Raw genomic sequence first — 22,989 nt, 5'->3', positions numbered from 1 at the left:
GCCTTCAACCGGCCACCGCGGCATTGCGCAGGCTACGCATGCTCGGAACCTTGGCGCGGACAGCGGTGACGTCCTTGACGAAGTCCCCCAGGTACCGGATGGCGCGCCTGCCCTCCGGCAAAACGTCTGCGGCCAAAGGGAAGTCGTGGATCTGTCCGTCCCACAGGTGCAGGTCGCAGTGGATCCCGCTGGCTTCCAAGCGCTTTGCCATCAGCTCGGCATCGGCGAGCAACAACTCGTCGGAACTGGCGTGAATGGTGACCGGTGGCAACGAGGACAGATCGGCGTCCACCGGCGACGCGACGGTGGTGTCGCCCTGCCCCTCGCCCTCCACAACCTGCGCGCTGCTGAGCAATTGGGCGAACCGCGAGAAGGCCCGGCGGGTGAACATCGAGCATCTACGGGCGTTGGGGTGCTTGAGCTTTCGCACCGGATCCGCATCGGTGAATGGTGAGACGGCCGCGACCCCGGCCGGCTCCATGATGCCGTCCTGGATCGCCAGAAGCGTGGTCATGAAGGCCAGGTACCCCCCGGCGGAATCGCCGGCCACGACCACCCGGTCGCCGTCGTAGCCGTGATCCTGCAGCCAGCGCAGGCCGCTGATCCCGTCGTCGATGGCATCGGTGATCTGATGTGCGGGCAGCTTCCGGTAGGCGACGGCGAGGATGGCGGCATCGGCCGCCTTCGACAGGCGGGTCACCATCGAGCGGTGCGTGTTGAGGCCACAGGTCAGGAATGCGCCGCCGTGCAGATACAGGATCGCCCGCTCCCCCGATACGCCGGGCGCGCGGACCCATTCGGCGGCACAGTTGTCCAATCGCACCGATTCCGTGTGCGCCGCGTATCCGACGCGAGGGAACAATCCCGCGACGGTGTCGACGTATTCGAATGGCCAACGCAGATTCGGCGTCATGGCCCACGCGCGAACGGTGTTCTTCACGATCAAGCGGCTGGCAAGTCCTACGGCAACTGACTGCGGGCTGTGGCGATGATGGACGCGCCTCGTGGTCGCCACGCTCGGCAATATATGTGTCGGTTCGGCTGTACTCACCATTGGGCTTCAACCTCCTAAGTGGAGGGCGGGTACCCGCCGCCGCAAAGGGCTAACGGCGAATTAACGCACGAGAAATGTCAGGTGCATCACTGTTTGCTGGCCGCGGAGATGGGTATCACTCGATTATCTCTGTTGCGGTTGCCGCGCGGGCTTGATCCGGCCGGACCGGCTGTTGCTCAATTCCCTGAATGCCCGATGATATGAGCGGTGACACACGCTACGCATCACGATCCGCTGCTGACCGACCGGGTGGCGGTGGTCACCGGCGGCGCGGGAGGAATCGGCGCGGCCACCGCGCGACTGTTCGCCGAACACGGCGCGGACGTGATCATCGCCGACATCGACGCCGGCCTCGCCGACGCGACGGCGGCCTCGATCACCGAGCACGGTGGGTCGGCGCTGGCGGTCGTGACCGACGTCCGTGACCCCGACCAGGTGTCCCGGCTGGCCGCGACGGTGCTGGACCGGTTCGGCCGGGTAGACGTGCTGGTCAACAACGTGGGCCACTGGCTGCGCCATCCCGGAGACTTCGCCGCCACCGACCCGCAGCTGTGGGACGAGCTCTACCGGATCAATCTGCACCACGTCTTCCTGCTGACCCACGCGTTCCTGCCGGCCATGGTCGAGCGGCGCACGGGCGCGATCGTGAACGTCTCGTCGGTCGAGGGGCTGCGCGGCTATCCGGAGGATCCGGTGTATGCCGCCTTCAAAGCCGCCGTCAACGCGTTCACCCGCAGTCTCGCGGTCCAGGTGGGCAACGACGGGGTGCGGGTGAACGCGATCGCGCCCGACGTCACCGAATCCCTGCAAGTGCCCTATTCGCAATGGCTTTCGGCCGAGGAACAGCGCCAGTGGCCGCAGTGGGTCCCGGTCGGGCGGATGGGCCTGCCCGAGGATCAGGCCCGCGTCATCCTGTTTCTGGCCTCGGACCTCTCGGGTTTCGTCACGGGCCACGTCATCCCGACCGACGGCGGCACCGGCGCGGCCGGCGGCTGGTTCCGCTCGACGCGCCGGCCCGATCGCCAGTGGACCAATCGGCCCATCGCCCCCTGATCACGCGTAACCCAGCGCCGCGTTCTCCGCGCGGATGCGCACGGCGAGCACCAGCGCATTGGCCAGGCTGAACATGATCGCGGTGAGCCACGCGGAATGCACCAGCGGCAGGGCTGCGACCTCGGCCGCCACCGCGGCGTAGTTGGGGTGGCGCACCCAGCGATACGGTCCGCGCCGAACCAGCGGCGCGTCCGGGATCACGATCAGCCTCGGGTTCCAGTGCTTGCCGAGCACACTGACACAGCGCCAGCGGACGACGGTGCTGAGTGCGACCACGGCCAGCATCGGCCAGCCCAGCCACCCGATGAACGGCCGACCCAGGCTCCATGTCTCGACGATGCAGGAGACCAGCAGCAGCCCATGCATGCTGACCATCGCCGGGTAGTGATCGCGTCCGAACTCTTTGCCCCCGTGCGCCATTGACCATCTGGCGTTTCTCCGGGCGACGGCCAACTCGACGAGGCGTTCGGCCCCGACGGCGAGAATGAACAGGTAGTAGTACATGGCGTCCTCCCCGTCACCACCGCAGCAGGATCAGCTCGAAGCAGAACCCCGGCCCCATCGCGAGCATTACCCCGAAGGCGCCGTCGCCCGGAGGCGCGGCGACCGTGCGGCGCAGCACGTCCAGCACGGACACTGAGGACACGTTCCCGTTCTCCCGCATGGAATTTCGGCTGTGTGCCAGGGCTTCGGCGGGCAGTCCGAGCGCATTCTCGATCGAGTCGAGTACCTTCGGACCGCCGGGGTGACACACCCAGGCCGCGATGTCGGCGAGCGTCAGCCCGTGGTCGGCCAGGAACGTGTCGATCTCGGCGCGCAGGTAGTCGTCGGCCATCTTGGGGACGTCACGGGACATGACGAGCTGAAATCCGCTCGAGCCGACATTCCAGCCCATCACGTCGACGGTCTCCGGGACGACGCGGCTGCGGGTCGCCAGCACGCGTGGCCCTGTCGCGCTGTCGGCCAACGGGATTCGTTGCGCTCCGGTGGCGACGACGGCGGCGGCGCCGTCACCGAACAGGGACACTCCGATCAGCGCGGGGATCGAGGTGTCGTCGCGCTGCAGGGTGAGCGAGCACAGCTCGACCGACAGCAGCACGGCCACATGCCCGGGGTAGCCGTGCAAATAGTCGTGGACGCGCGCCATTCCCGCGGCGCCGGCCACACAGCCGAGCCCGAACAGCGGTACCCGTTTGACGTCGGGCCGCAACCCGATTCGGGTCATCAGTCGCGCGTCGATAGTGGGTACGGCGATTCCGGTGCTGGAGACCATCACGATGGTGTCGACCTCGTGCGGTGCCACCCCGGCGGCCGCCAGCGCCGAATTGATCGCCCGCTCACCGAGATCGACGGCTACTTCGAGATACGCGTTGTTGGCTTCGGTGAAGCCGCTCAGCCTCGGATAGCGCGACAGCGGCAGCGCGAGGCTGCGCTGATCGACGCCGGCCGTCCGCGCGAAGCGCAGGAATCCCGGATCGGTGAACTCGGTGAGTTCGCGTGCGACCTCGTCCTGGTTGTAGCGGTGCGGCGTGAAAGCCACCGCGGTGCCGGCGATCCGCGGAGAGCCAGATCCACGGCCCGCGGCCCGTTGCGCGGAACTGGAATACGTTGTTGCAGTCATGCCCATGCCGACGACGGCGGCCCCGTCAAAGGTTCACCGGATCACCGCCGAAGTGAGGCGAACCACAACGGCGCCGCTGCCGTTAACCAGGAAGCGCCGCCGGTGTGCAGGCCGTTGGCGCAGGGCGGAACCGGGCCCGGTCATCGATGATCGTGACCGGGATGCCATTGAGCACGCCGTTGCCGGAGGGTTCGTCGACAAACGTTGGCGGGGAAAGCACATTCGTGTTGGCGCCCGGCGAGCCGTTGGCGACCGACATGCGGGTGCCCGGCTTGCCGTGCCCCCAGCCGTGCGGCATCGAGACCACACCGGGCTTGATGGACTCGGTGACCTCGACGGGAACTTTGATCTCGCCGGCCTCCGATTTCACCGTCACGACGTCGTCGTCGGTGACGCCGCAGCGGGCCGCGTCGTCGGGATGGATCAGCAACGTGCACCGGTCCTTCCCCTTCATCAGCGCGGGCACGTTGTGCAGCCAGCTGTTGTTTGATCGCAAGTGCCGGCGGCTCACCAGGACGAGCGGCTCGGCCGGCCGCTCCACCCGCGCGGCCAGCCGCGGCAGGTCGTCGAGTAGGTATTGCGGCGCGAGCCGGATCTTCTTGTCGGCGGTGCCGAGGATGTCGGGGAGCTGCGGCACCATGGGCCCGAAGTCGATGCCGTTCGGGTTGGCCTTGAGTAGGTCCAGCGTCAACCCGCCCGGGTTCTTGCCGTACTGGTCGCCGAAGGGCCCGGTGCGCAGGGTGAGGTCGAGCATTCGCTCGGGCCCGCCGTGGTCGTAGAGCTTGCGGATCTGGGCACCGTCGAGGCCCTGGGTAAAGGCCAGGTAGTCGAAGAAGCCGTCGTCGATCGCGGTGACGTCCACGTCCTCGGCGGGTGTCCCGGTGCACAGCCCGGTCAACCGGATCAGGATCTCCCATTCGTGCGGGCGATCGCCCGGATCGAACACCGGCGCAGAATAATTCGCGATGCTGCGGATGGCGAAGAGCAGGATCAGATCGTCGTGGTGCGGCTGTTCGAGCGGGGACAGGCCGGGCAAGATCACGTCGGCGTGCCGCGTGGTCTCGTTGAGCCAAAGGTCAACCGAGATCATCGCTTCCAGCATCGGCAGCACTTCGTCGAGTTTGTCGCCGGCCGGGGTGGACAGCACCGGGTTGCCCGCGACCGTGATCAGCGCCTTGAGCTGCCCGTCGCCCGGGGTGGCGATCTCCTCGGCCATGCACGACACCGGCGCCTGACCGAGCACCTCCTTGGCGCCGCGCACCCGGGTGTGCCAGCGACCGAATTCCGGTGCGCCGTCCTGAAGCCCGGGCAGTGGCTGCGTGGTGATCGACCAGGCCGCCGGCTTGGGGAACATCGCGCCGCCCGGCGTGTCGAAGTGTCCGGTAAGAATGTTGATCACGTCGACCAGCCAGCTGGCGAGGCTGCCAAACTCCTGATTGCACAGGCCAATTCGGCCGTATACCACCGACTTCTCGGTGGCGGCGAGCTCGCGGGCCAGCCGGCGGATGCGGTCCGCGTCGATGCCGGTGACCGCGCTGACCCGTTCCGGTGGCCAGTCCGCAACGGCCCGCCGCATGGCTTCGACACCGTCGACGTGTGGCCCCGGATTGACGAGGTTCTCGCCGAAGAGGGTATGCGCGACGGCCAGCAACAGCGCCGCGTCGGTTCCCGGCACGATAGGCAGCCACTCGTCGGCGCGCGCGGCGGTCTGGGTGCGCACCGGGTCGATCACGATCACCTTGCCGCGTTTGCGAATCCCGTCGATCAGGCCCATCACGTTGGGCGCGGCCAACAACGAGCCCTGCGACGCCGCCGGGTTGGCGCCCATGATCACCAGCAAGTCGGTGCGTTCGATGTCGGGCACCGGGAAGTTCCACCACAGGCCGTACATCAGATGCGAGGACAGGTTCTTCGGCCACTGGTCGACGGTGCCCGGCGAATACGTGACCGGCATGCCGGACATGCCCATCAGGACGCCCGCGTAGCGGGCCAGCGAGAACGAGTGAGCCAGCGGGTTGCCGGTGTAGGCGGTGACCGCGCCGATGCCGTACTTGTCGATCACCGGGGTCAGCAGTTCGGTGCAGCGCCGAAACGCCGCGTCCCAGCTGACTTCCCGCCACTGGCCGTCGACCTTGATCATCGGCTGGCGGATGCGGTCCGGATCGTCGTGCAGGGCCGCAAGCGAGGTGCCTTTGGGGCACAGATATCCGCGGCTCCACACGTCATCACGGTTGCCGCGGATGCTGGTGACCTTACCGTTGCCGGGGCCGCCCTCGACGTGAATTTCCAAGCCGCACATGGCTTCACACAAGGGACAGGTGCGCAGGTGGGTACCGTCTTCGCCCGTTTTCATCCACCCACTCTATTCCGCTACCACAAGTAGCGGAAGTGCCAAGATCGGGGGGTCAGCCGGCCCAGGGGCCGATGCCGCCCACCTTGTCGATGTGGATGTGGGTGAGGTAGCCCGGCGGCGCGTTGTCGGGCGGGAATTTCGCGTTCGGGTCGCCCAGGATCGGATTGAGCTCGGCCAGGAGTTCGGGGGCGCCGCCCTCGGTGATCCGCGCGGTCCCCAAAAGCGAGAGGTAGGGCCGCATCCCCTGGCCCGCGGCGTCGAGCGACACGATCGTCACGGCGACCCGGGGGTCGCGACGGACGTTGCGTACCTTCTTGTGTTCGGCAAGGTGGGCGCTGACGAGTTCGTCGCCGTCCGGCGTCGAACGCAACGCCACCCAGACCACGCTCACCTGGGGGCTGCCGTCGGGATTGACGGTGACCAGGGTGGCGTCCGCGCCCTTCCCGATGAGATCGCGGGCGGCGTCGTTGAGTTCCATGCGCCGTACTACGCCGACGCGCGGTCTTTCATTCCCACGAGGCCGCGACACAGCGGTGGCCCGGCCACGCCTGTGACCGGGCCACCACCGATCGCCGCTACTGTTCGGCCTTCTGGCGAGCTTCGTTGACTTCGGCGGCCTTGCGGGCGCTTTCGGCCTCGGCCTCTTTCTGGGCCGCCTCTCGTTGCGCGTCGGCCTTGTCCTGCTGAGCCCTGCCCTCGCGCATCAGGTCGTCACGCCCGGCGACGGCGCCGGCGACTTCCTTGACCTTGCCCTTGACACCCTCGACGATGCCCTCGATGGCTTCTTCGGGACCACTCTTGTCCGACATGCGTTCTCCCTCCGTGTGACGCACAACGCCCGTGTCGCGCGCTCGTCACGTTTATTGCCCAACCGGGGCTATCTCGAAACGTGCACGGCGAGTAGCCTCCGCCACACCCTGACCTGGCAATTCGCCGTCACCGAGAAGTCACCGGTGGCGCGGTCCAATTTCCTTGCCGGACAACATCACTGATCGCCTCTCTTCGGCCCCGACCATCGCCGCGCCGCCTGAATGCCGCGCCGTCACCGAATGCGCCTACGCTGGTGGGCCGAGGTGTCGACGGCGCGAGGAGTCGGGACGGTGGAACTGTGGGAACTGATCGCCCGCGAACGGATCCGGGATACCCTGGCGCGCTACAACTGGTCCGGTGACGCCGGCCGGCTCGACGGACTCGCGGAGACGTTCTGCGTCGACGGCGTCCTCGAGATCCGGGGTATTGCGCCGCTGAACGGGCGTTCGGAGATCGCGGCATTCCTGGGCGGTGTCACCGGGCGGGTCGCCGTTCACGCCGGCGTCAAACCGATTGTGCGCCATAACGTCGCGAACGTGTTGTTCACCGAGGTGACACCCGGCCAGGCCCGCGTCGACTCCTATTTCACCGTGGTCACGCACATCGGGCTCGACCACTGCGGCCGGTACCGCGACCTCCTGGTGTCCGAGGACGATGCCTGGCTGCTCAAGCACCGCAAGGTCTCGACCGACTGGGCCGCGCCCGAGTCGGCAATGGCCCGCGAGCCCTCCGGGGCGCAGTGACCGCGCCCGCGCGGGCGCACCGAACCGCCTGTCCGCATTGGCTTTTCGCCTGAGCATCGAGGAGGCCCGATCATCGCCGCGACCGACCGTGCGCTGGCGTATCTGCTGCTTCGGCTGACCATCGGCGCCAGCCTGTTCGGCCACGGGCTGGTCCGGATGCCGAAGCTGGCCGCGTTTCACGCGCAGCTGATGGGCGAGTTCACCAAGTCGATGCTGCCCACCGTCGCGGTCTCGACGTGCGGTTACGCGCTCCCCTTCGCCGAGTTGATCACCGGGGTGCTGCTGCTGGCGGGCGCGCTGACCCGCGCCGCCGCCATCGCCGCCGGGTTGGTGATGATCGTCCTGGTCCTGGGCGCGACGTCCATCGAGCACTTCAACGTGATCGGGGAGCAACTTGTGCACACGCTCTTTCTCGTCAGCGTGATTGCGTTCCGTGGCCACAACCGCTACTCGGTCGACCGTCTGGTCGCGGGCCGGCGCCCCACCAGGGCATAACCGGCATGCCCGGGGACCCATGGGGCGTCGGCTGAGTAGCGATTTCGTTAAATGTACCGCCGGAATGTTTGCCGAAAGCCCGGCAACGGCTACAGGTAATAGTCACACCGAATAAGTCGCGGCCGCCCCGATCGCGCGTCCCCTCAGGAGCTCCGGGATGACCGCCGGTCACGTGACCAGCGGTCATGGCTGCACAACCGAGACGAGCAAGCATGCAACGACTCAGTGGGTTAGACGCGTTCTTCTTGTACCTGGAATCACCGACGCAGCCCTTGAATATTTGCTGTGTCCTGGAAATGGACCCGGCCACGATGCCGGCGGGCTACACCTTCGACCGCTTCAAGGAGGCGCTGTCGGTGCGGGTGGACGCCGTGCCCGAATTGCGCCTCAAGCTGGCCGACAGCCAGTTGAACTTCGACCACCCGGTGTGGGTCGACGACGATCGGTTCGATGTGGCACGACACCTGCACCGCGTCGCCCTGCCCTCGCCGGGGGGCCGAAAGAATTAGCGGAGATCTGCGGCCACGTCGCCGGGCTGGCGCTCGACCGGGACCGCCCCCTGTGGGAAATGTGGGTGATCGAAGGCCTGCACGGCACCGACGCGCTGTCCGTCGTCCTCAAGGTTCACCACGCGGTGGTCGACGGCGTGGGCGGAGCAAACCTGCTTGCGCAACTGTGCAGCACCGCGCCTGACGCCGCGCCGCCGGAACCGGCCGAGCGCACCGGCGCGCCGAATCCGCTGCAGATCGCGGCCAGCGGGCTGATCGGCGCGGCGCTGCGGCCGTGGCGCCTGGCCAGGGTCGTACCGTCCACGGCGCTGACGCTGGCGGGAACGGTGTTGCGTGCCCGCGGTGGCGGGCAGACGATGGCGGCTCCGTTCGCGGCACCCGCGACGGAGTTCAACGGCTCGTTCACCCGGCGCCGCAACATCGCGCTGACCAGCGTGGACCTCGAGGACGTGAAAACCGTCAAAAACCGGTTCGGGGTGACGGTCAACGACGTCGTGACGGCGCTGTGCGCCGGGGCGCTGCGCCAGTACCTCCAGGATCGCGACGCGCTGTCGGACCTGCCCCTGGTGGCCAGCGTCCCGGTGTCCGTCCGCGACCGTTCCACCCGGACGGGCCGCAACCAGATGACCTGGATGCTCTGCCGGCTCGAAACCCACATCGACGACCCGGTGCAACGGCTGGCCAGCATCGCCGCCGCCAACGCCGCCGCCAAGGACCACTCCGCCGCGCTGGGCCCGACCCTGCTGCACGACTGGACGCAAGTCGCCGGACAGAGCCTGTTCGGCGCCGCACGAAAACTGCTGCCACGCATCCCGTTGCCCGACAGGCCCCCGCACAACCTGGTGATGTCCAACGTGGCCGGCCCGCAGGAGCAGCTGTACTTCCTGGGGTGCCGGCTCGACGCCATGTATCCGCTGGGCCCGATCATCGCGGGCGCCGCGCTCAACATCACCGTGATGTCGCTCAACGGCCGGCTCGGCGTCGGCATCATCTCGTGCCCCGACCTGGTGCCGGACCTGTGGGACCTCGCCGACGCGTTCCCGGCCGCGCTCAAAGAGCTGCTGAATTCCGGCGAGCCCGCCGGTGGCCCGGGCTGAGCGGTCCGGTCAGCGGAACCCCGTCCGCCCTCGCCGCCGCGGCATGGCAGGGTGACATCCGTGGCAGACACTTCTGAACCGACGACCATCGCGGCGGACGACCTGCGTGAAATCGGCCTCGACAAGGGCGCTTTGCGCTACTACGACACCGGCGGCCCGGAATCCGGCCCGGTGCTGCTGTTCCTGCACGGCTCGGGGCCCGGAGTCACCGGATGGCGGAACTTCCGCGGCGTGCTGCCCGCCTTCGCCGCGCACTTCCGGTGCCTGATCCTGGAATTCCCCGGGTTCGGGGTCAGCGACGACTTCGGCGGGCACCCGATGGTCACCGCGTTCGGCACGGTGTCGCCGTTCCTGGACGCGCTGGGCATCGACAGGGTGCACATCGTCGGCAACTCGATGGGCGGCGGCGTCGGCATCAACTTCGCGACCCACAACCCGGACCGCGTCGCCCGCCTGGTGACCATCGGCGGGATCGGCACCAACATCTTCAGTCCCAGTCCGAGCGAAGGCATTCGGCTGCTGCAGGAGTTCGTCGAGGACCCGACGCGGCAACGGCTCGTCGACTGGCTCAAGTCGATGGTCTACGACCAGGCACTGGTCACCGACCAGCTGATCGAGGAACGGTGGCAGCTGGCCACCGACCCGGACACCCTGGCCGCGGCGCGACGGATGTACGGCAAGGCCGCGTTCGCCGGCATGAACGCCGCGCTGAACGCCTCCGACCGGCCGTTGCCGTGGGCGACCATGCACAAGCTCACCGCGCCCACCCTGCTGACGTGGGGCCGCGACGACAGGGTGAGCCCGCCGGACATGGCGCTGATCCCGATGCGCACGATCCCCAACGCGGAGCTGCACATCTTCCCCAACTCGGGGCACTGGGCGATGATCGAGGCCAAGGACGCGTTCGAAAGCACCGTGCTGGCTTTCCTGTCACGCGGCTAGCGGGCCCGGTTCGACGCTGTCCCGAGCGCCGTCGCACCGACTCGGTGTCAGCTCTAGACAGGATCGAATGCCGAAATGAGCCACGCGCCATGGACTTTGGACAGACTGACCATCACACTGCTAGCGGTCTGCACGGGCTCGGGCGCGTCTTTGCTCGTCGTTGTCTGATCCAGGAACACCAACACCCTGGCCGTGTCATCATGCAGGTCGGCTATGGCCGCGCGCTGAATCACGGCCTTGGTGCTGACGGCCTTTTCTTTGGCCGCCGGGGCCACGATCTGATCGGTGAACTTGCCGTAGTAGGTCAAGAACTCACCCGTCAAGTGTGATTTTGCGGCCGTCAAATCGCTCTGCAGCCGGTCCGGAGAATACGACAGGAGCGCCACGGTGCCATCGGACGCGGCGCCAATTGCCGATTTCGCGGAGGCATCGTTGATCTGTTCGCCGCCGCGATACTGCCCGAAGTACAGCCCCGCGGTGGTCGCGGCGGCGGCCGTCAGCAGCGCCCCGGCGGCGATCAACGGCCAGTGCGAGATCGCTCGGTGCGTCCAGCGGCGCTGCGCACGCACAGACGTTCCGACAGTGAGACATTCGGCGTCGCCGGTACTGTCGTCAGCGTGGCGGTGATCGCCGGCTCCGATTTCCTTGTCGTCGACCTGCGGCTCGCCGCGAACCTCGGGGTGTTCGGCGGTCATGGAATGAATTCCATGCTCGACATCTTGATTTTCCCGCCGTCCCGGGCCAGTTTCAGGCTCAGCCGCCACGAACGGGGCTGCTCGGTGGCGCCGGCCGCATTGGTGAGGGTAGAGCTGGCGGCCACGAGGACGACCGCGGTGTCGTGGGAAATCGACTCAACGGCCGTAGCCTGCACACTCGTCTTGGTGGAGACCTTCGCGTTCTGGGCAACCTTGGTGAAATCTTCAGCCGCACGTTGGAATTCATCTTTGAATTGACCGGTCGTGCTGTCGATGATGCGCTGCACGTCGTCTTTGGCGCTGGCGGCATTGATCGACATCAGGGTGACGACGACTTGGCGTGCCGCAGCGGTGAATTCAGCAGCGTCTTGTTGCTTGCGGACCAGATCTCGCTGATGTCGCACCATCATCGCGCTCACCGCCAGAAGCGCCGCCGCGCAGACAACGGCTACGCCGACAACAACCGTCTTCAGCCTCGGACGGCGACGCCGTTTCCTTCCCGCATCGTCATCTGCTGACGGCGGCGCGATCGGTTCACCTTCTTCGTCGGAGGGGGTGGACACCTCGTCGGCTGCGTCTTCTTGCCGGTGTAGCCGCAGGGCGTCGACGCGCGCTCGAGCGGCCGCAGCGAGTTCCTCAGCTCGGGCGGCTTCTTCCTCCGCGTCGATCAGGGCAACCCGGTCGGCGTCGAGCTCGAGCGGCGAATTCGTGCCGGGCATTGCCGTCCTCTCGTTTGCCGCCGGATGCGTGGAACCGGGTTTGGGCGGGAGCGCCGCGAATGCGGTTCGGACAAGGCAACTTACCTCGATGGGGGGTTGACTCGGGACCAGGTTCCCGCTCAGTGAGCATTCCTCTCGGCGCCCGGGGTGCCGGCTCACCAATGGCGCATCGAACACAGCGCGCCCTTGGCACCATTGTTGGACGCGACGACGGCACCGTCCACCGACAACTCGCAGTGAAACCCTGCCGTTGCCGCCGACGGCCCGCCGGTGACGGTCACCATCGCCCACTGCTCAGGATCGGCGAGCATGACCTCGTGCGTCCACCGCGCACCGGGGCCTACATCGGCCTCGACCTTGGGGCTGAATTGGTATGGGTCGTGGCTATATTCGGCCCAGTTGGGCGGATCGGTGTCCCTGAAGTAGATATACACGTGGACCGGTCGTTCGGCGGTGACCGTGTACGTGACGTGGTGCAGCACCGGTTGGTCCGCGCCCGCGACCGCTCCACCAGCCGTCGAGACCAGGTATGGCAATGCCAGCGCAACCAGGCACCGGTGCGCTCGATTCCGTCCCGACACGTCCGGGGGCCTACGTGTCACCACGAACCCAGCGGGGAGCACCGTCGACCGACAGGCACGTCAGAAACAGACCATCCGGTGCCTGTGCGACCGAATTCTCGGAACCCTCGCAGTCGGAGTTCTCGTCCTTGATCCCCCGCATCGACGGGGAGCGGAAATATCTGGGCGCGTAGCGTCGCGGAGATCCGCAAAAGACCAGTCGCCCCCAGGACGTCGTGCCGAAGACGAAGCGGGTGGTATCCGGGCATGGCGCCCCGAGCACGACGCCACCGGTGATGCCCGGCACACAGGACGGGTCGTCACACGATGACGGACGGGCAACAGCGGGTGCCGGCATCGCGACGGCCACGGCCAGCAGTCCCACACCGAGCGCGACCGATCGCACCGCATCACGCCGAGGACGTCGCGTTGCCAAGGAATCGAAATATTCTCCCGGGGAGACGGTTTCATCCGCTTCGGTCATGCAGACGCCCTGACCAGCTTGAAGGGCATGGAGATGAACAGGGTCTTGCTGATGCCGCATGTTCCGCTGACGCCGGTCGTCTCGTCGGCGCCGGTCAGAACCGGCGAGGCCGGGTCGACGGAATCGCCGTCGGGGCTGGTGGGAGCGAAACGGAAGACCTGTAGCCCGGGGCCTGCCGGTCCGTCCGGGCATGGCTGCCAGTTGTCGACGACGCGCTTGACGAACCAGACGCCCCCGGTCTGATAGATCGGAGCCCGCCAGCCCCAATCGCTGACGACAGTGCCGGTGCACTCGGTGGGATAACTGCACGTGGTGCTCACGGTCCAGCTGCTTCTGATGCTGGCCTCGTTGTGGAAGACTTCGTTGGTTTTCGCCCACTCCCCGTTAGACGTCGCGATGTAGGTGCCGTTGAGTCCCCAATCGTCGGCGGCGGCCGCCGGTGGCGACGCAACCCCGAGCACGATCGTTCCGGCGGCGACGATGCTCGCCAGGGCAGACCAAGCGCAGATCATCGGCACCGCAACATGTTCAGCGGTTCGGATACTCCGAGGCAGGCGGGCGGTCATGTGGGGAAGAGATCCTTCCACGACCGCGTCCCGGCCTGGGCCACGAGATCCGACTGCCGATACACGGTGCCGTCGGGAGTGGCGTAGCGCCCGGTGCGGGGATCGTAGGTGGCGACGGCGATCGACGGGCCGGGGCGCTGGGACGTGTACGCGCTCGGGGCGGCTTCGGGCGCGGTGCCGCCACGATCGCCCGGCGCCGGCTCGGGTGCGGCGGGCGGTGACGCGGGCGTCCCCGGCGGGGGCGTACCGTCCACGGGTCCGAAGATCTGGTCCCCGAAGGTGACGCGATCGTCGGGCGGAATGCCCTGCGCGAGAAGGTTCGGATCCGTCGGGTAGGGGCCGAGCACGTGCTGACGGATCGCTAACGGCTCGAAGGGTTTATCGCTGTCACAGATTTCGACGGTCGGCGCGCGCTTTCCCGGATGTCCCATGCACGGATAGTTGCGGGCGCCGCGCACCCCGATGGGGGAATCCTGCGGCAGCTTGCAGTACAGGCCGTCGGGGGTGTCGATCACCGACGTGTCCTCCGGGGATCGCCAGGACGACGGCGGCAGAAAGCCCACCGTGCACGCGGGCGGGTCGCCGATCGTGAGGGTGAAGTCGCCGAGCGAGAACCCGGTGGGATTGTTTTTCGGTGCGCCGTAGGACTGAGTGGCCGCGATCGTGGGGGGCAGCAGCACCAGCAGTTGCTCCAGCGACGGGTGATACGTGACGCCCACCTGACCGAGGGTGGTGAGGTTCGCCAACAGCAAGGGCAGCGTCGGTTTCACTTGTTCGAAGAGGCGTGACGCCTCGTCGGCCGTCGCGGGCGCCGTGCGCAGTAGGGTCCGCGTCTTCGCGTCGTCGTTGACGAGTTGCTCGCTGATTCCGGCGAGGCTCCGCGCCCAGGTCCGGATGGCGTCGGTAGATCGCGCCTGGCCATCCAGCAGCGGGCCGCTGTCGTCGATGAGGGAACGTGATTGCTCGGCGTTCGCATTCACGTCGCCGATGACTCGCGACGAGGAGTCGAGCAGCGACCCGAAGTCGAACCCGGATCCGTTGAAGGCCTTGAACGTTTCGTCGAGCAGGCCGCCGATCTTTTGCTTGGGGACGCTGTCGATAAGCGAGCTGACCTGATCCAGCATGGGTCCGACGGCCTGCGGAATCGAAGTTCTCCCGGCGGGAATAACCGCGCCGTCATTCAGGTAGGGCGCCGCGGTGGTGGTCGGCTGCAGGTCTACGTATTGTTCACCCACCGCGGACACACTGAGGACGGCCGCGTGCAGATTCGCAGGGATCTTCGGGGCGGTCTTCAACGACAGCGTCGCCTCCGCGCCCGTGCGGGTGGGCCGCACATCGGTGACTTTTCCGACCTCCACCCCCCGGTAGGTCACGTTCGAAAACCGGTACAGCCCACCGGTGCCGGGCAATTCCAGCGTGACCGTGATGCGGCCGACCCCCAGCAGGATGGGCACCTGCAGGTACTCGACGACCATCACGGTCATGCCGATGACCGACGCGATCGTGAAAATGATCAGCTGGATTCGGACGAAACGCGTCAACATCAGCGGTCCCCCACGTCCAAGGGCACGAAATCGGTCGGCGCCGGGACCGGCGCCTTCGTCACTGGTAGGGCCGTGACCGGTGCGGCGGCCGTTGCCAGGCCGGTCGCCGACGGCACCGCCACGGCGCTCGGTGGCGCGGTGAGCGGCGCGTTGAGCGGGTCCTTGGTGAAGGTGCTGTACCAGGGATCCCCGGGCGCGGGGACCAACTGGGCGCCCTCCTGCCCCCACCGGGTGCCCAGCAACAGCCCCCTCTTGAGCCGCGGAATCGTGAAATCGAACGTGATGAACTCATTCAAATAGTCGCCCCGGATCGCGCGGTCGATAAAGTTCTGCGGGTACGGATAGGCAGGCGCGAAGGCGAGAACCGTGTCCAGGCTGGGGCCGACGTCGGCGAGGGCGCGCACGGTCGGTTCCAGGTTTTTGAGGTTCTGGACCAGATCGGCTTGAGTTGATCTGACCACTCCGGTCGCCGTGTTGCTGAACACCCGGAATTTGTCCAACGCAGTCGTGATCCGTGGACGTTCTTTGATCAGCACGTCCAACGCGGGCGGAATGCGTTGCAGCGCAGTGGTGATGACACCCCGCTGCCCTGCCACGGTGCCTGCGAGTGCGTCGAGTGCCGTGATGGATGCGTTGATATTGTCGCGCTGCGTGTCCAGAACGCCGACGAAGTCATCGAGGCGGGTCAGCAGATCCCGGATCTTGTCCTCCCGCCCGCCCAGTGCGGCGTTGAACTCATTGACCAGAACGCCTACCTTCCCCAGGCCGCCGCCGTTGACGACGACCGACAGCGAGGACAGAGTCTGCTCGGTGGACGGATACGTCGACGAGCGTTGCAGACCGATGGTCGCTCCGGGTTTGAGTCTGCCGGTCGCCGGCTGGCCCGGCGGCGGGTCCAGCGCCAGGTGCATCGAACCCAACAGGCTGGTTTGGCCGACACTGGCCACCGCGTTGGCCGGCACCACCGCATCCGGACGCACCGAGATCTCGACGTCGGCGTGCCAGTTCCGCAGCGTCATCTTGCCTACGCTGCCGACGACGACATCATGGATCAGCACCGGCGAATTCGATTCGAGTGTACCGACATTGGCGATCTCGACGTGGTAGGTCGCCGCGTCCGGACCATGCGCGGCGGTGCCGGGCAGAGGCAGCGAATTCAGCCCGTCGAATGCGCATCCGGTCGCGGTCATCACCACCCACGACGTGATCGCCGTCAACCGACGCAAGGATCGGGCGCCCGTCACTGTGTCCCCCCGCCCGGCTGCGCCGTGGCAGCCACCGGCGGCTGGGACTGGGCCGGTAGCAACATGTCCCGCAGATTGCCCGGCGCGGGCGCCGGTTGCGCCGCCCTGGGCACCCCGGGTGGAACCGGCGCACCCGGGAACAACGCGGGCGAGGGATCAGCCGGTAATCCGTTGGGCGCATAGGCTCCCGGCGGGCCGGGCGGCATCCCCCACCCAGCAGGCGGCGGTATGTCATCGGCACCCGTGTACGCCGATACCGCCGGCGGTTCGGACGGGATCGGGGGGACTCCGCCGGACCCACCGGGAGCCAGTTTCGGATCGGAGTACACGAGATTTCCCGGGCTCGGCGATTTGGCCAGGTAGGCATTGAACGGTATCGGCAGGTAGTTGAAGTTGATCAAACGCAGCGCCGGGCCGAGGTATTGCGCGCACAATTTGCCGGTCTCGGTTGCGGTGGCGTTCTTGACGGCCCCGATTGCCGAGCACACCAGTGTCACCGGATTGGCGAAGTTCGACATCGCGAAGGCCCCTCGGGCCGTCCCGCTGTCGGGGCTGTAGATGTTGTAGCCGTTGGCGATCGCGTTGGGTGCCACATGTAACAGGTTCTCCACCCCCATGCGGTTGTCGGCCAGATTCTGAGTCACGTTGGCCAGTCGCGAGATCTGCTCTGCGGTCTGGTCCCTGCTTCCGGCGATGAATCGCTTTACCTCGCCGACCGCTGAGGAGAGGTTGGTGAGCGCGGCGTCCAGATCCGACCGGTTGTCGTCGACGATGCTGCTCACGGTGGCGAGCCGGTCTTGAAACTGCACAATCTGAACGTTGCTGGCGCGCAGCGCCGCCACGAAGATCTGCAGGTTCTGGATGATTTCCGTGACGTTGCCACTGCCTGCGGCCAGGACGCGACCCACGGTGGAGAGCTGGCCGATGGCCTGCCGCAGCTTGTCCCCATTGCCCGCCATGGCATTGGCGGCGCTGTCGATGAAGCGGCCGAGCGACGTGGCCGATACTCCGTTGGTCGGGCCCAGGTCCGTCGCCAGTCGCATCAGTTGCGTCTTGACTTCGTCCCACTCCACGGGCACCGCGGTGCGCTCCACGCCGATCACCGCACCGTCGGCCATGACAGGACCTCCGGAACCGCCGGCATCGTAGGCCGGCGTCAGCTGAACGTAACGGGCCGCGACGAGGTTCTGCGCCACGATCACTGCTTTCGCGTTCGCCGGGATCGGCACGTCGTGGTCGACGGCGAGGGTCATCCTGGCCTGGGTCCCCTGCGGTTCAATCGATTTGATGGTGCCCACTTTGACGCCGACGACTCGCACCTCGTCCCCGGGATAGATCGCCGTCGCCGAGCTGAAATATGCGGTGATGATCTTGGGCCCGAAGAACTCCAGATGCACCAGGAACGTTGTGCCGCAAACGATAAGCCCTATCAGGATCGACATCAGCACCTTGGTGATCCACGGTGGCCGCGCCCGCATCATCGTCCTCCCGGGATACCGTTGTGCGGCCACGGGAATTCAGCTCGCGGGCCGGCATTGTCGGGTGGTTGGCCCGCGTTGGTGCCTCGCCGGAATCCGAAGGCGTAGTCGAGGAACGGCTGCAGGGCCTGTGCCGGCAACAGGTTTCCGACGAAGGCGTTGTAGTAGAAGCCATTGTTGACCGACTCCCCCTGCGTCACCTGGTATTTCGCCAGGCCGACGATCGCCTTGGCGATGTTGTCCCGATTCTTCTCCAGCATCGCGGTGACCGAGTTGAGTTGCTTCAGGGTCGGTGCCAGTTCCTTTTCGTTGTCGGCCACCATCCCGGACAACTCCTTGGCGAGCGCCGAAGTGTTGGCCAGCAGATTGACGACTGCGTAGCGGCGTTGCTTCAAGACCCCCATCAGGTCGTTGGCGTCGAGCAGCAAGGTGTTGACCTGTTGGCTGCGCGCAGACAGGACCCCGGTCACATCGGCGGCGCTCTTGAGCAGGTTGGCCAGTGAGTCGTTTCTGCCGTTCAGCGAGCGCGACAGCCGGCTCAGCCCGTCGAATGTGGATCCCAGGCGCGGCGCAATCCGGTCGATCGTTTCGGCCAGCGTGTCCAGCGACCGGTTGAGCGAACCGGTGTCCGTGTCGGCGGTGTTGCCGGCGAAGTCGCTGACGGCATCCGTCAGCGAGTAGGGCGATGAGGTCTGAGACAGCGGGATGACGTCGGACGAATGCAGGACTCGGCTACCCGCCGGCTCCACCGCCAGCATCCGCGCACCCAGCACCGTCCCCGTCTTGATGTGCGCGGTGGTGCGCGATCCGAGGCGCACCTTCGCGTCCAGGGTGAAGGTCACCAGTGCTTTGCCGTGACTGAGCGCGACGTCGGAGACCGTTCCCAGTTTGACGCCCGACACCCGGACGTCGTTGCCGGCGGTCAGGCCACCGGCTTCGGCGAACAGCGCTTGGTACCGGATCGACGTGGCCATCGACACCAACTGCTGGGAGCGCAATCCGATGACGATGATCAGCACAACCAGCACGAAGCCGATGAAGCCGGCCCGGATCAGGTGAGCTCCGCGATATTTGAGCATCAGGGCTCCCCGCACCTTCCGGTGTTTTGGGTGATCCATGGGAATACCGCGGTGCGGCCTTGAAGGTCGCTGACCCGAATGGAAATTCCACACAGGTATTGGTTGATGAAACTTCCGTACGCGCCCAGGCGGACGAGTTTGCGATAGTTTTCCGGAGCGCGCTGCAATGAAAGGTCCAGTCGCGCCTTGTCATTGTCGAGCAGCGGAGCCAGCCGATTGAGTTGGCCAACGGTTCCGGCCAACGGTGCACGCGCCTGGGTTAGCAGGTCCGCCAACGATGCGGTCCCGCTGTCCAGTGCCGTGATGGCGTCACCGATGGGGTCGCGGTCCTGCGATAGCCCGGCAATGAGTTGTTGGAGGCGATCCACGGTCCCGGAAAACCTGTCGCCGTCCTTGGCGACCGTGGCGAGCACCTCGTTGAGATTGTCGATCAGTCGCTGCACCACAGTATCGTTGTCTGCCAACGCATTCGAAAACGACGAGGTCTTGGCGAACAGCGACTCCACATCGCCGCTGCTGCCCTGCAAAATTTGCAGCAGCGAGTTGGTCAGCGCATTGACCGCTTGCGGGTTGAGCCCCTGGATCACCGGTTTGAGTCCGCCGAGCAGCAAATCCAGGTCCAGTGCCGGCTCGGTGCGGTTTCGCGGGATCCGTGAACCGGGCGCTTGGATCGACGCGGAACCGGGCGCATCGAGCAGCTCGAGGTAGCGGTCACCGACCAGATTGAGGTAGCGCACCGCGACCCTGGTGCTGGTGGTGAGCATCACCGCGCGGTCGGCATCGAATGCCACCAGCACCGAGTTGTCCGGCTGCAGGACGACGCCGTCGACCGTCCCCACCCGAATTCCTGCGGCGCGCACCGAATCTCCCGGCTTCAGACTGGATGCGTCTGTGAACACGGCCGAGTAGCCGTTGGTCGCACCCGTGCGGTATTGCCCGAGAATCGCGAACAGGGCCGCGGTCAACAGCAGCGTCACCACGGCGAAGGCTCCGAACTTGACGGCAGTCCCGCCCCCTCCTCTCATCCGGGCTGCCCGATCTGCGGGGTGTTGCGTGGCGGACCGTCGATTGGGCCGAACAGCATTTGCTTGAGACGGTTGGAGTTCAACAAGATTCCCTGGTTTCCGTACTGTGCCTGGTTGGCGTCGATGTCGGTGACGAGATACGGGGGCCGCTGTCCGAAGCCGACATTCGGTAGGCCCATACACTGCGGACCGCCGGTCGCCGCGACCTTGGGCAGGTTCTGCGGATACCGATAACGTTCGGTGCCCAGCAGAAACGAATCCAGCAACAGCACCCCCGGCACGGGCAGCGGTGGGCCGGTGGCCAACGGTTTCAGGCCGGCCAGGCCGCAGGTGAGGGCCTGGTGGTATTCATTGGTCAGGTCAGTGGTGGGAGTCAGCGAATGCAGGACGGTCTCCAGCGGCTTCGCGTTGGTTGCCAACAGGTCGTTTCCGATGTCGGCCAACCCGATCGCGCTGATCAGCAGTGCGTCCAGATCCCGCTGCCGGTCGACCACCGTGTCGCTGACGCGGGTGCCGTTTTCGATTGTCCTGACAAGATCCGGGCCCGCATCGGCATACGCCCGGAGCACACCTGGCGCCACTGCCATTTCACGGCTCAGGGTAAGAAGGCTGGGGTCGATTTTGGTCAGGAGCGTGTCGAGATCGGCCAACGTGCGACCAAACTTTGCGCCGCGGCCGCTCATAGCCTGCGCGAGCGCGCCCAGGGCTTCGTTCAGCTTCTCTGGTTCGATTTGCGACAGCACCGAAACCAGCTGTTGGAACACCGTGTTGATTTCGACCGTCACATGCTCGGAGTCCAGGATTTGACCCGCCGTCAACGATCGCGGAGAGGGATCCGGTGGTGGTATCAGCTGAACGAATTTCGATCCGAAGACGGTGGTCGATTCGATGTCTACTCGCGTGTTCGCCGGGATCAGATGCAGCCATGCCGGATCCATCGCCAGATGAATGGCCGCCCGCCCGTCCGGCAGGTTTTCGATCGAGGAGACCTTGCCGACCTGCGCGCCGTGCAGCTTCACCTTGGCGTCCGGATTCATCACCAGCCCGGCGCGCGGCGACATCACGGTGACCGGAACCGATTCCGAGGCACCGCCCTGAAACAGGAAGACGGTTCCCGCCACGATCGCACCGATCGCGCCGATGATGACAAGTCCGAGTAGCGGGCGCACAGCGGAGTTCAAAACAGGTTTCCTCCCTAGCCCGACAGGTTGAAGTTTCCGTTGGCCCCATAGATGGCCAACGAGACCAGCAGGGTCACCGAGACGACAACGATCAGCGAGGTCCGCACCGCATTACCCACCGCCACACCCACGCCCGACGGGCCCCCGCTCGCGAAATAGCCGTAGTACGTGTGGATCAAGAGGATGGCCAAAGCCATGAGGATTGCCTGCAGAAACGACCACACCAAATCAGTCGGGTTCAGGAAGGTCGAGAAATAGTGACCGTACAAGCCCCCCGATTGCCCTAACACCACCACTGTCGTGAATTGACTTGCGACAAACGACAAGATCACCGCGATCGAATACAACGGTGTGATCGCCAGCATCCCCGCGATGAGCCGGGTGCTGACCAAGTACGACACGGGCCGGATGCCCATGCTTTCCAGCGCGTCGATCTCCTCGTTGATCCGCATCGCGCCCAGCTGGGCGGTCACCCCGGCACCGAAAGTCGCCGCCAAGCCGATACCGGCGACGATGGGCGCCGAGATCCGGACATTGATGAACGCAGCCAAAAACCCGGTCAACGCCTCGATACCGATATTGCCCAGCGAGCTGTACCCCTGGATCGCCAGCGTCCCACCGGTTGCCAAGGTGAGAAATCCGACGATGACGACCGTGCCACCGATCATCGCCAATGTCCCTGAACCCATGCTGATTTCAGCGGCCAGACGAATGATCTCTCGTCGGTAGCGGGTGACCGCAAACGGCGCCCCGGCGATCGACCTTCCGTAAAACACGGCGTGATCACCGATCCCGGCCAGCGCAGCAACCGGTTTGCCTATTTCCCGAGCCAGGCCCGGATACGTCGCTTGTAACGCCACTGGTTGCCTACTTCGCCGTCATCTGAATACCGATGGCCGTGACGACCACGTTGATGACGAAAAGCGACATGAACGCGTACACCACGGTCTCGTTGACGGCGTTGCCGACCGCCTTGGCGCCACCGCCGGTGATCGTCAGGCCGCGATAGCAGGCGACCAAACCCGCGACCAGACCGAACAGCAGAGCTTTGACCGACGAGATGATGAGTTCGGGAATTCCGGTCAACAGGGTGATACCGGCGGCGAATGCTCCCGGGTTGACCTGCTGGACGAACACCGAAAAGAAATAGCCGCCCAGTATGCCGATGATGCAGACCACGCTGTTGAGCAGGAGTGCCACCACCCCCGACGCCAGCATGCGCGGTGCCACCAGTCGCTGAATCGGATTGATGCCCAACACTTCCAGCGCGTCGATCTCCTCGCGGATGGTTCGTGAGCCGAGGTCCGCACACATCGCCGTGGCGCCCGCGCCGGCCACGATCAACACCGTGACCAATGGACCCACCTGGGTGACCGCGCCGAAGGCCGCGCCCGCCCCGGACAAATCGGCCGCACCCAACTCGCGCAGCAGGATGTTCAGCGTGAAGCTGACCAGCACCGTGAACGGGATGGCCACCAGAAGCGTCGGCATCATCGACACACGCGCGACGAACCAGGACTGCTCCAGAAACTCACGCCCCTGAAACGGCCTGCGGAAGAGAAACTTTGCCGCATCGGCCGCCATCGCGACCAGACCACCGATGGCCTGGAAAGGGCCACCCGCGTTCCCGCCGAGCTTCGGAAGTCGCAGCGACAAGCGGGCTGACGCCTTGGTCACCACTCGAACCGACTCCTCTTATATCCTTGTCACCGCGGTCAAAACCCAACACGTCCAGCC

The 22,989-nt window shown here is 66.2% G+C and carries 23 protein-coding genes and 1 pseudogene; 5 read left to right on the top strand and 19 right to left on the bottom strand.

Features of this window, described 5'->3' with window-relative positions; all coding sequences use genetic code 11:
• Positions 1-4: 4 nt before the first annotated feature.
• Positions 5-1,054 carry an alpha/beta hydrolase gene (locus B9D87_RS05065; protein ID WP_080598547.1) on the bottom strand — a complete coding sequence of 350 codons (1,050 nt, stop codon included), beginning with the start codon at positions 1,052-1,054 and terminating at the stop codon, positions 5-7.
• 207 nt (positions 1,055-1,261) lie between these two features.
• Here B9D87_RS05065 and B9D87_RS05060 point away from each other — a divergent pair, with 207 nt between their 5' ends.
• Positions 1,262-2,107 carry an SDR family NAD(P)-dependent oxidoreductase gene (locus tag B9D87_RS05060; protein ID WP_007771552.1) on the top strand — a complete coding sequence of 282 codons (846 nt, stop codon included), beginning with the start codon at positions 1,262-1,264 and terminating at the stop codon, positions 2,105-2,107.
• Here B9D87_RS05060 and B9D87_RS05055 read toward each other — a convergent pair whose 3' ends face one another.
• From B9D87_RS05055 to mbp1, 5 genes are all read right to left on the bottom strand, one after another.
• Positions 2,108-2,611, bottom strand: a complete 504-nt coding sequence (locus tag B9D87_RS05055) for an isoprenylcysteine carboxyl methyltransferase family protein (RefSeq protein ID WP_007771553.1) — start codon at positions 2,609-2,611, stop codon at positions 2,108-2,110. It abuts the gene before it with no gap.
• Between the two features lie 13 nt (positions 2,612-2,624).
• Positions 2,625-3,728 (bottom strand): type III polyketide synthase, encoded by a 1,104-nt coding sequence (locus tag B9D87_RS05050; RefSeq protein ID WP_080598558.1) that lies wholly within the window; start codon positions 3,726-3,728, stop codon positions 2,625-2,627.
• A gap of 82 nt (positions 3,729-3,810) precedes the next feature.
• Positions 3,811-6,081, bottom strand: coding sequence for a molybdopterin-dependent oxidoreductase (locus B9D87_RS05045; RefSeq protein ID WP_007771555.1), 2,271 nt, complete (start codon positions 6,079-6,081; stop codon positions 3,811-3,813).
• 52 nt (positions 6,082-6,133) lie between these two features.
• Positions 6,134-6,559, bottom strand: coding sequence for a PPOX class F420-dependent oxidoreductase (locus B9D87_RS05040; RefSeq protein WP_007771556.1), 426 nt, complete (start codon positions 6,557-6,559; stop codon positions 6,134-6,136).
• Positions 6,560-6,656: 97 nt separating this feature from the next.
• Positions 6,657-6,890, bottom strand: a complete 234-nt coding sequence (mbp1, locus tag B9D87_RS05035) for a microaggregate-binding protein 1 (RefSeq protein ID WP_007771557.1) — start codon at positions 6,888-6,890, stop codon at positions 6,657-6,659.
• A 291-nt stretch (positions 6,891-7,181) separates the two neighbouring features.
• Between mbp1 and B9D87_RS05030 the strand changes: the two genes are divergently transcribed.
• The 4 genes and pseudogenes from B9D87_RS05030 to B9D87_RS05015 all read left to right on the top strand — a co-directional run bounded on the left by B9D87_RS05030 (position 7,182) and on the right by B9D87_RS05015 (position 10,677).
• Positions 7,182-7,634, top strand: coding sequence for a nuclear transport factor 2 family protein (locus B9D87_RS05030; protein ID WP_007771558.1), 453 nt, complete (start codon positions 7,182-7,184; stop codon positions 7,632-7,634).
• Between the two features lie 156 nt (positions 7,635-7,790).
• A complete protein-coding gene (locus B9D87_RS05025; RefSeq protein ID WP_007771559.1) occupies positions 7,791-8,129 on the top strand; it encodes a DoxX family membrane protein in 339 nt (112 codons plus the stop codon).
• 212 nt (positions 8,130-8,341) lie between these two features.
• Positions 8,342-9,735, top strand: a pseudogene (locus B9D87_RS05020) (WS/DGAT/MGAT family O-acyltransferase).
• A gap of 60 nt (positions 9,736-9,795) precedes the next feature.
• On the top strand, positions 9,796-10,677 hold the full coding sequence (locus B9D87_RS05015; RefSeq protein WP_007771561.1) for an alpha/beta fold hydrolase: 882 nt from the start codon (positions 9,796-9,798) through the stop codon (positions 10,675-10,677).
• A 53-nt stretch (positions 10,678-10,730) separates the two neighbouring features.
• On the opposite strand, the gene B9D87_RS05010 is transcribed toward B9D87_RS05015, so the two are convergent.
• From B9D87_RS05010 to B9D87_RS04950, 13 genes are all read right to left on the bottom strand, one after another.
• Positions 10,731-11,372, bottom strand: coding sequence for a hypothetical protein (locus B9D87_RS05010; protein WP_007771563.1), 642 nt, complete (start codon positions 11,370-11,372; stop codon positions 10,731-10,733).
• Positions 11,369-12,091, bottom strand: coding sequence for an Rv1363c family protein (locus tag B9D87_RS05005; protein WP_007771565.1), 723 nt, complete (start codon positions 12,089-12,091; stop codon positions 11,369-11,371). The genes B9D87_RS05010 and B9D87_RS05005 overlap by 4 nt, the downstream gene beginning before the upstream one ends.
• Before the next feature lie 155 nt (positions 12,092-12,246).
• Positions 12,247-12,672, bottom strand: a complete 426-nt coding sequence (locus B9D87_RS05000) for an Rv2576c family protein (RefSeq protein WP_052002488.1) — start codon at positions 12,670-12,672, stop codon at positions 12,247-12,249.
• A 10-nt stretch (positions 12,673-12,682) separates the two neighbouring features.
• A complete protein-coding gene (locus B9D87_RS04995; protein WP_099047335.1) occupies positions 12,683-13,009 on the bottom strand; it encodes a hypothetical protein in 327 nt (108 codons plus the stop codon).
• Between the two features lie 122 nt (positions 13,010-13,131).
• Positions 13,132-13,647: an Rv2253/PknI dimerization domain-containing protein gene (locus B9D87_RS04990; protein ID WP_052002490.1), complete on the bottom strand. Its 516-nt coding sequence runs from the start codon at positions 13,645-13,647 to the stop codon at positions 13,132-13,134.
• Between the two features lie 50 nt (positions 13,648-13,697).
• Positions 13,698-15,245, bottom strand: coding sequence for an MCE family protein (locus tag B9D87_RS04985; protein ID WP_007771578.1), 1,548 nt, complete (start codon positions 15,243-15,245; stop codon positions 13,698-13,700).
• Complete coding sequence (locus B9D87_RS04980; protein WP_052002518.1) at positions 15,245-16,435, bottom strand: MCE family protein; 1,191 nt, start codon at positions 16,433-16,435, stop codon at positions 15,245-15,247. Before B9D87_RS04980 ends, B9D87_RS04985 begins: the two co-directional genes overlap by 1 nt.
• Before the next feature lie 50 nt (positions 16,436-16,485).
• On the bottom strand, positions 16,486-17,967 hold the full coding sequence (locus B9D87_RS04975) for an MCE family protein (RefSeq protein WP_007771586.1): 1,482 nt from the start codon (positions 17,965-17,967) through the stop codon (positions 16,486-16,488).
• A complete protein-coding gene (locus tag B9D87_RS04970) occupies positions 17,967-19,046 on the bottom strand; it encodes an MCE family protein (protein WP_007771588.1) in 1,080 nt (359 codons plus the stop codon). The genes B9D87_RS04975 and B9D87_RS04970 overlap by 1 nt, the downstream gene beginning before the upstream one ends.
• Positions 19,046-20,071 (bottom strand): MCE family protein, encoded by a 1,026-nt coding sequence (locus B9D87_RS04965; protein WP_007771589.1) that lies wholly within the window; start codon positions 20,069-20,071, stop codon positions 19,046-19,048. Before B9D87_RS04965 ends, B9D87_RS04970 begins: the two co-directional genes overlap by 1 nt.
• On the bottom strand, positions 20,068-21,252 hold the full coding sequence (locus B9D87_RS04960) for an MCE family protein (protein WP_040629939.1): 1,185 nt from the start codon (positions 21,250-21,252) through the stop codon (positions 20,068-20,070). The genes B9D87_RS04965 and B9D87_RS04960 overlap by 4 nt, the downstream gene beginning before the upstream one ends.
• A gap of 14 nt (positions 21,253-21,266) precedes the next feature.
• Positions 21,267-22,112 (bottom strand): ABC transporter permease, encoded by an 846-nt coding sequence (locus B9D87_RS04955; protein ID WP_007771591.1) that lies wholly within the window; start codon positions 22,110-22,112, stop codon positions 21,267-21,269.
• Between the two features lie 7 nt (positions 22,113-22,119).
• Positions 22,120-22,836, bottom strand: coding sequence for an MlaE family ABC transporter permease (locus B9D87_RS04950; RefSeq protein WP_007771592.1), 717 nt, complete (start codon positions 22,834-22,836; stop codon positions 22,120-22,122).
• Positions 22,837-22,989: the final 153 nt, after the last annotated feature.

The sequence above is a fragment of the Mycobacterium colombiense CECT 3035 genome, from assembly GCF_002105755.1.
Taxonomy (GTDB): Bacteria; Actinomycetota; Actinomycetes; order Mycobacteriales; family Mycobacteriaceae; genus Mycobacterium; species Mycobacterium colombiense.
This window is presented reverse-complemented; position numbering and strand designations above follow the sequence as displayed.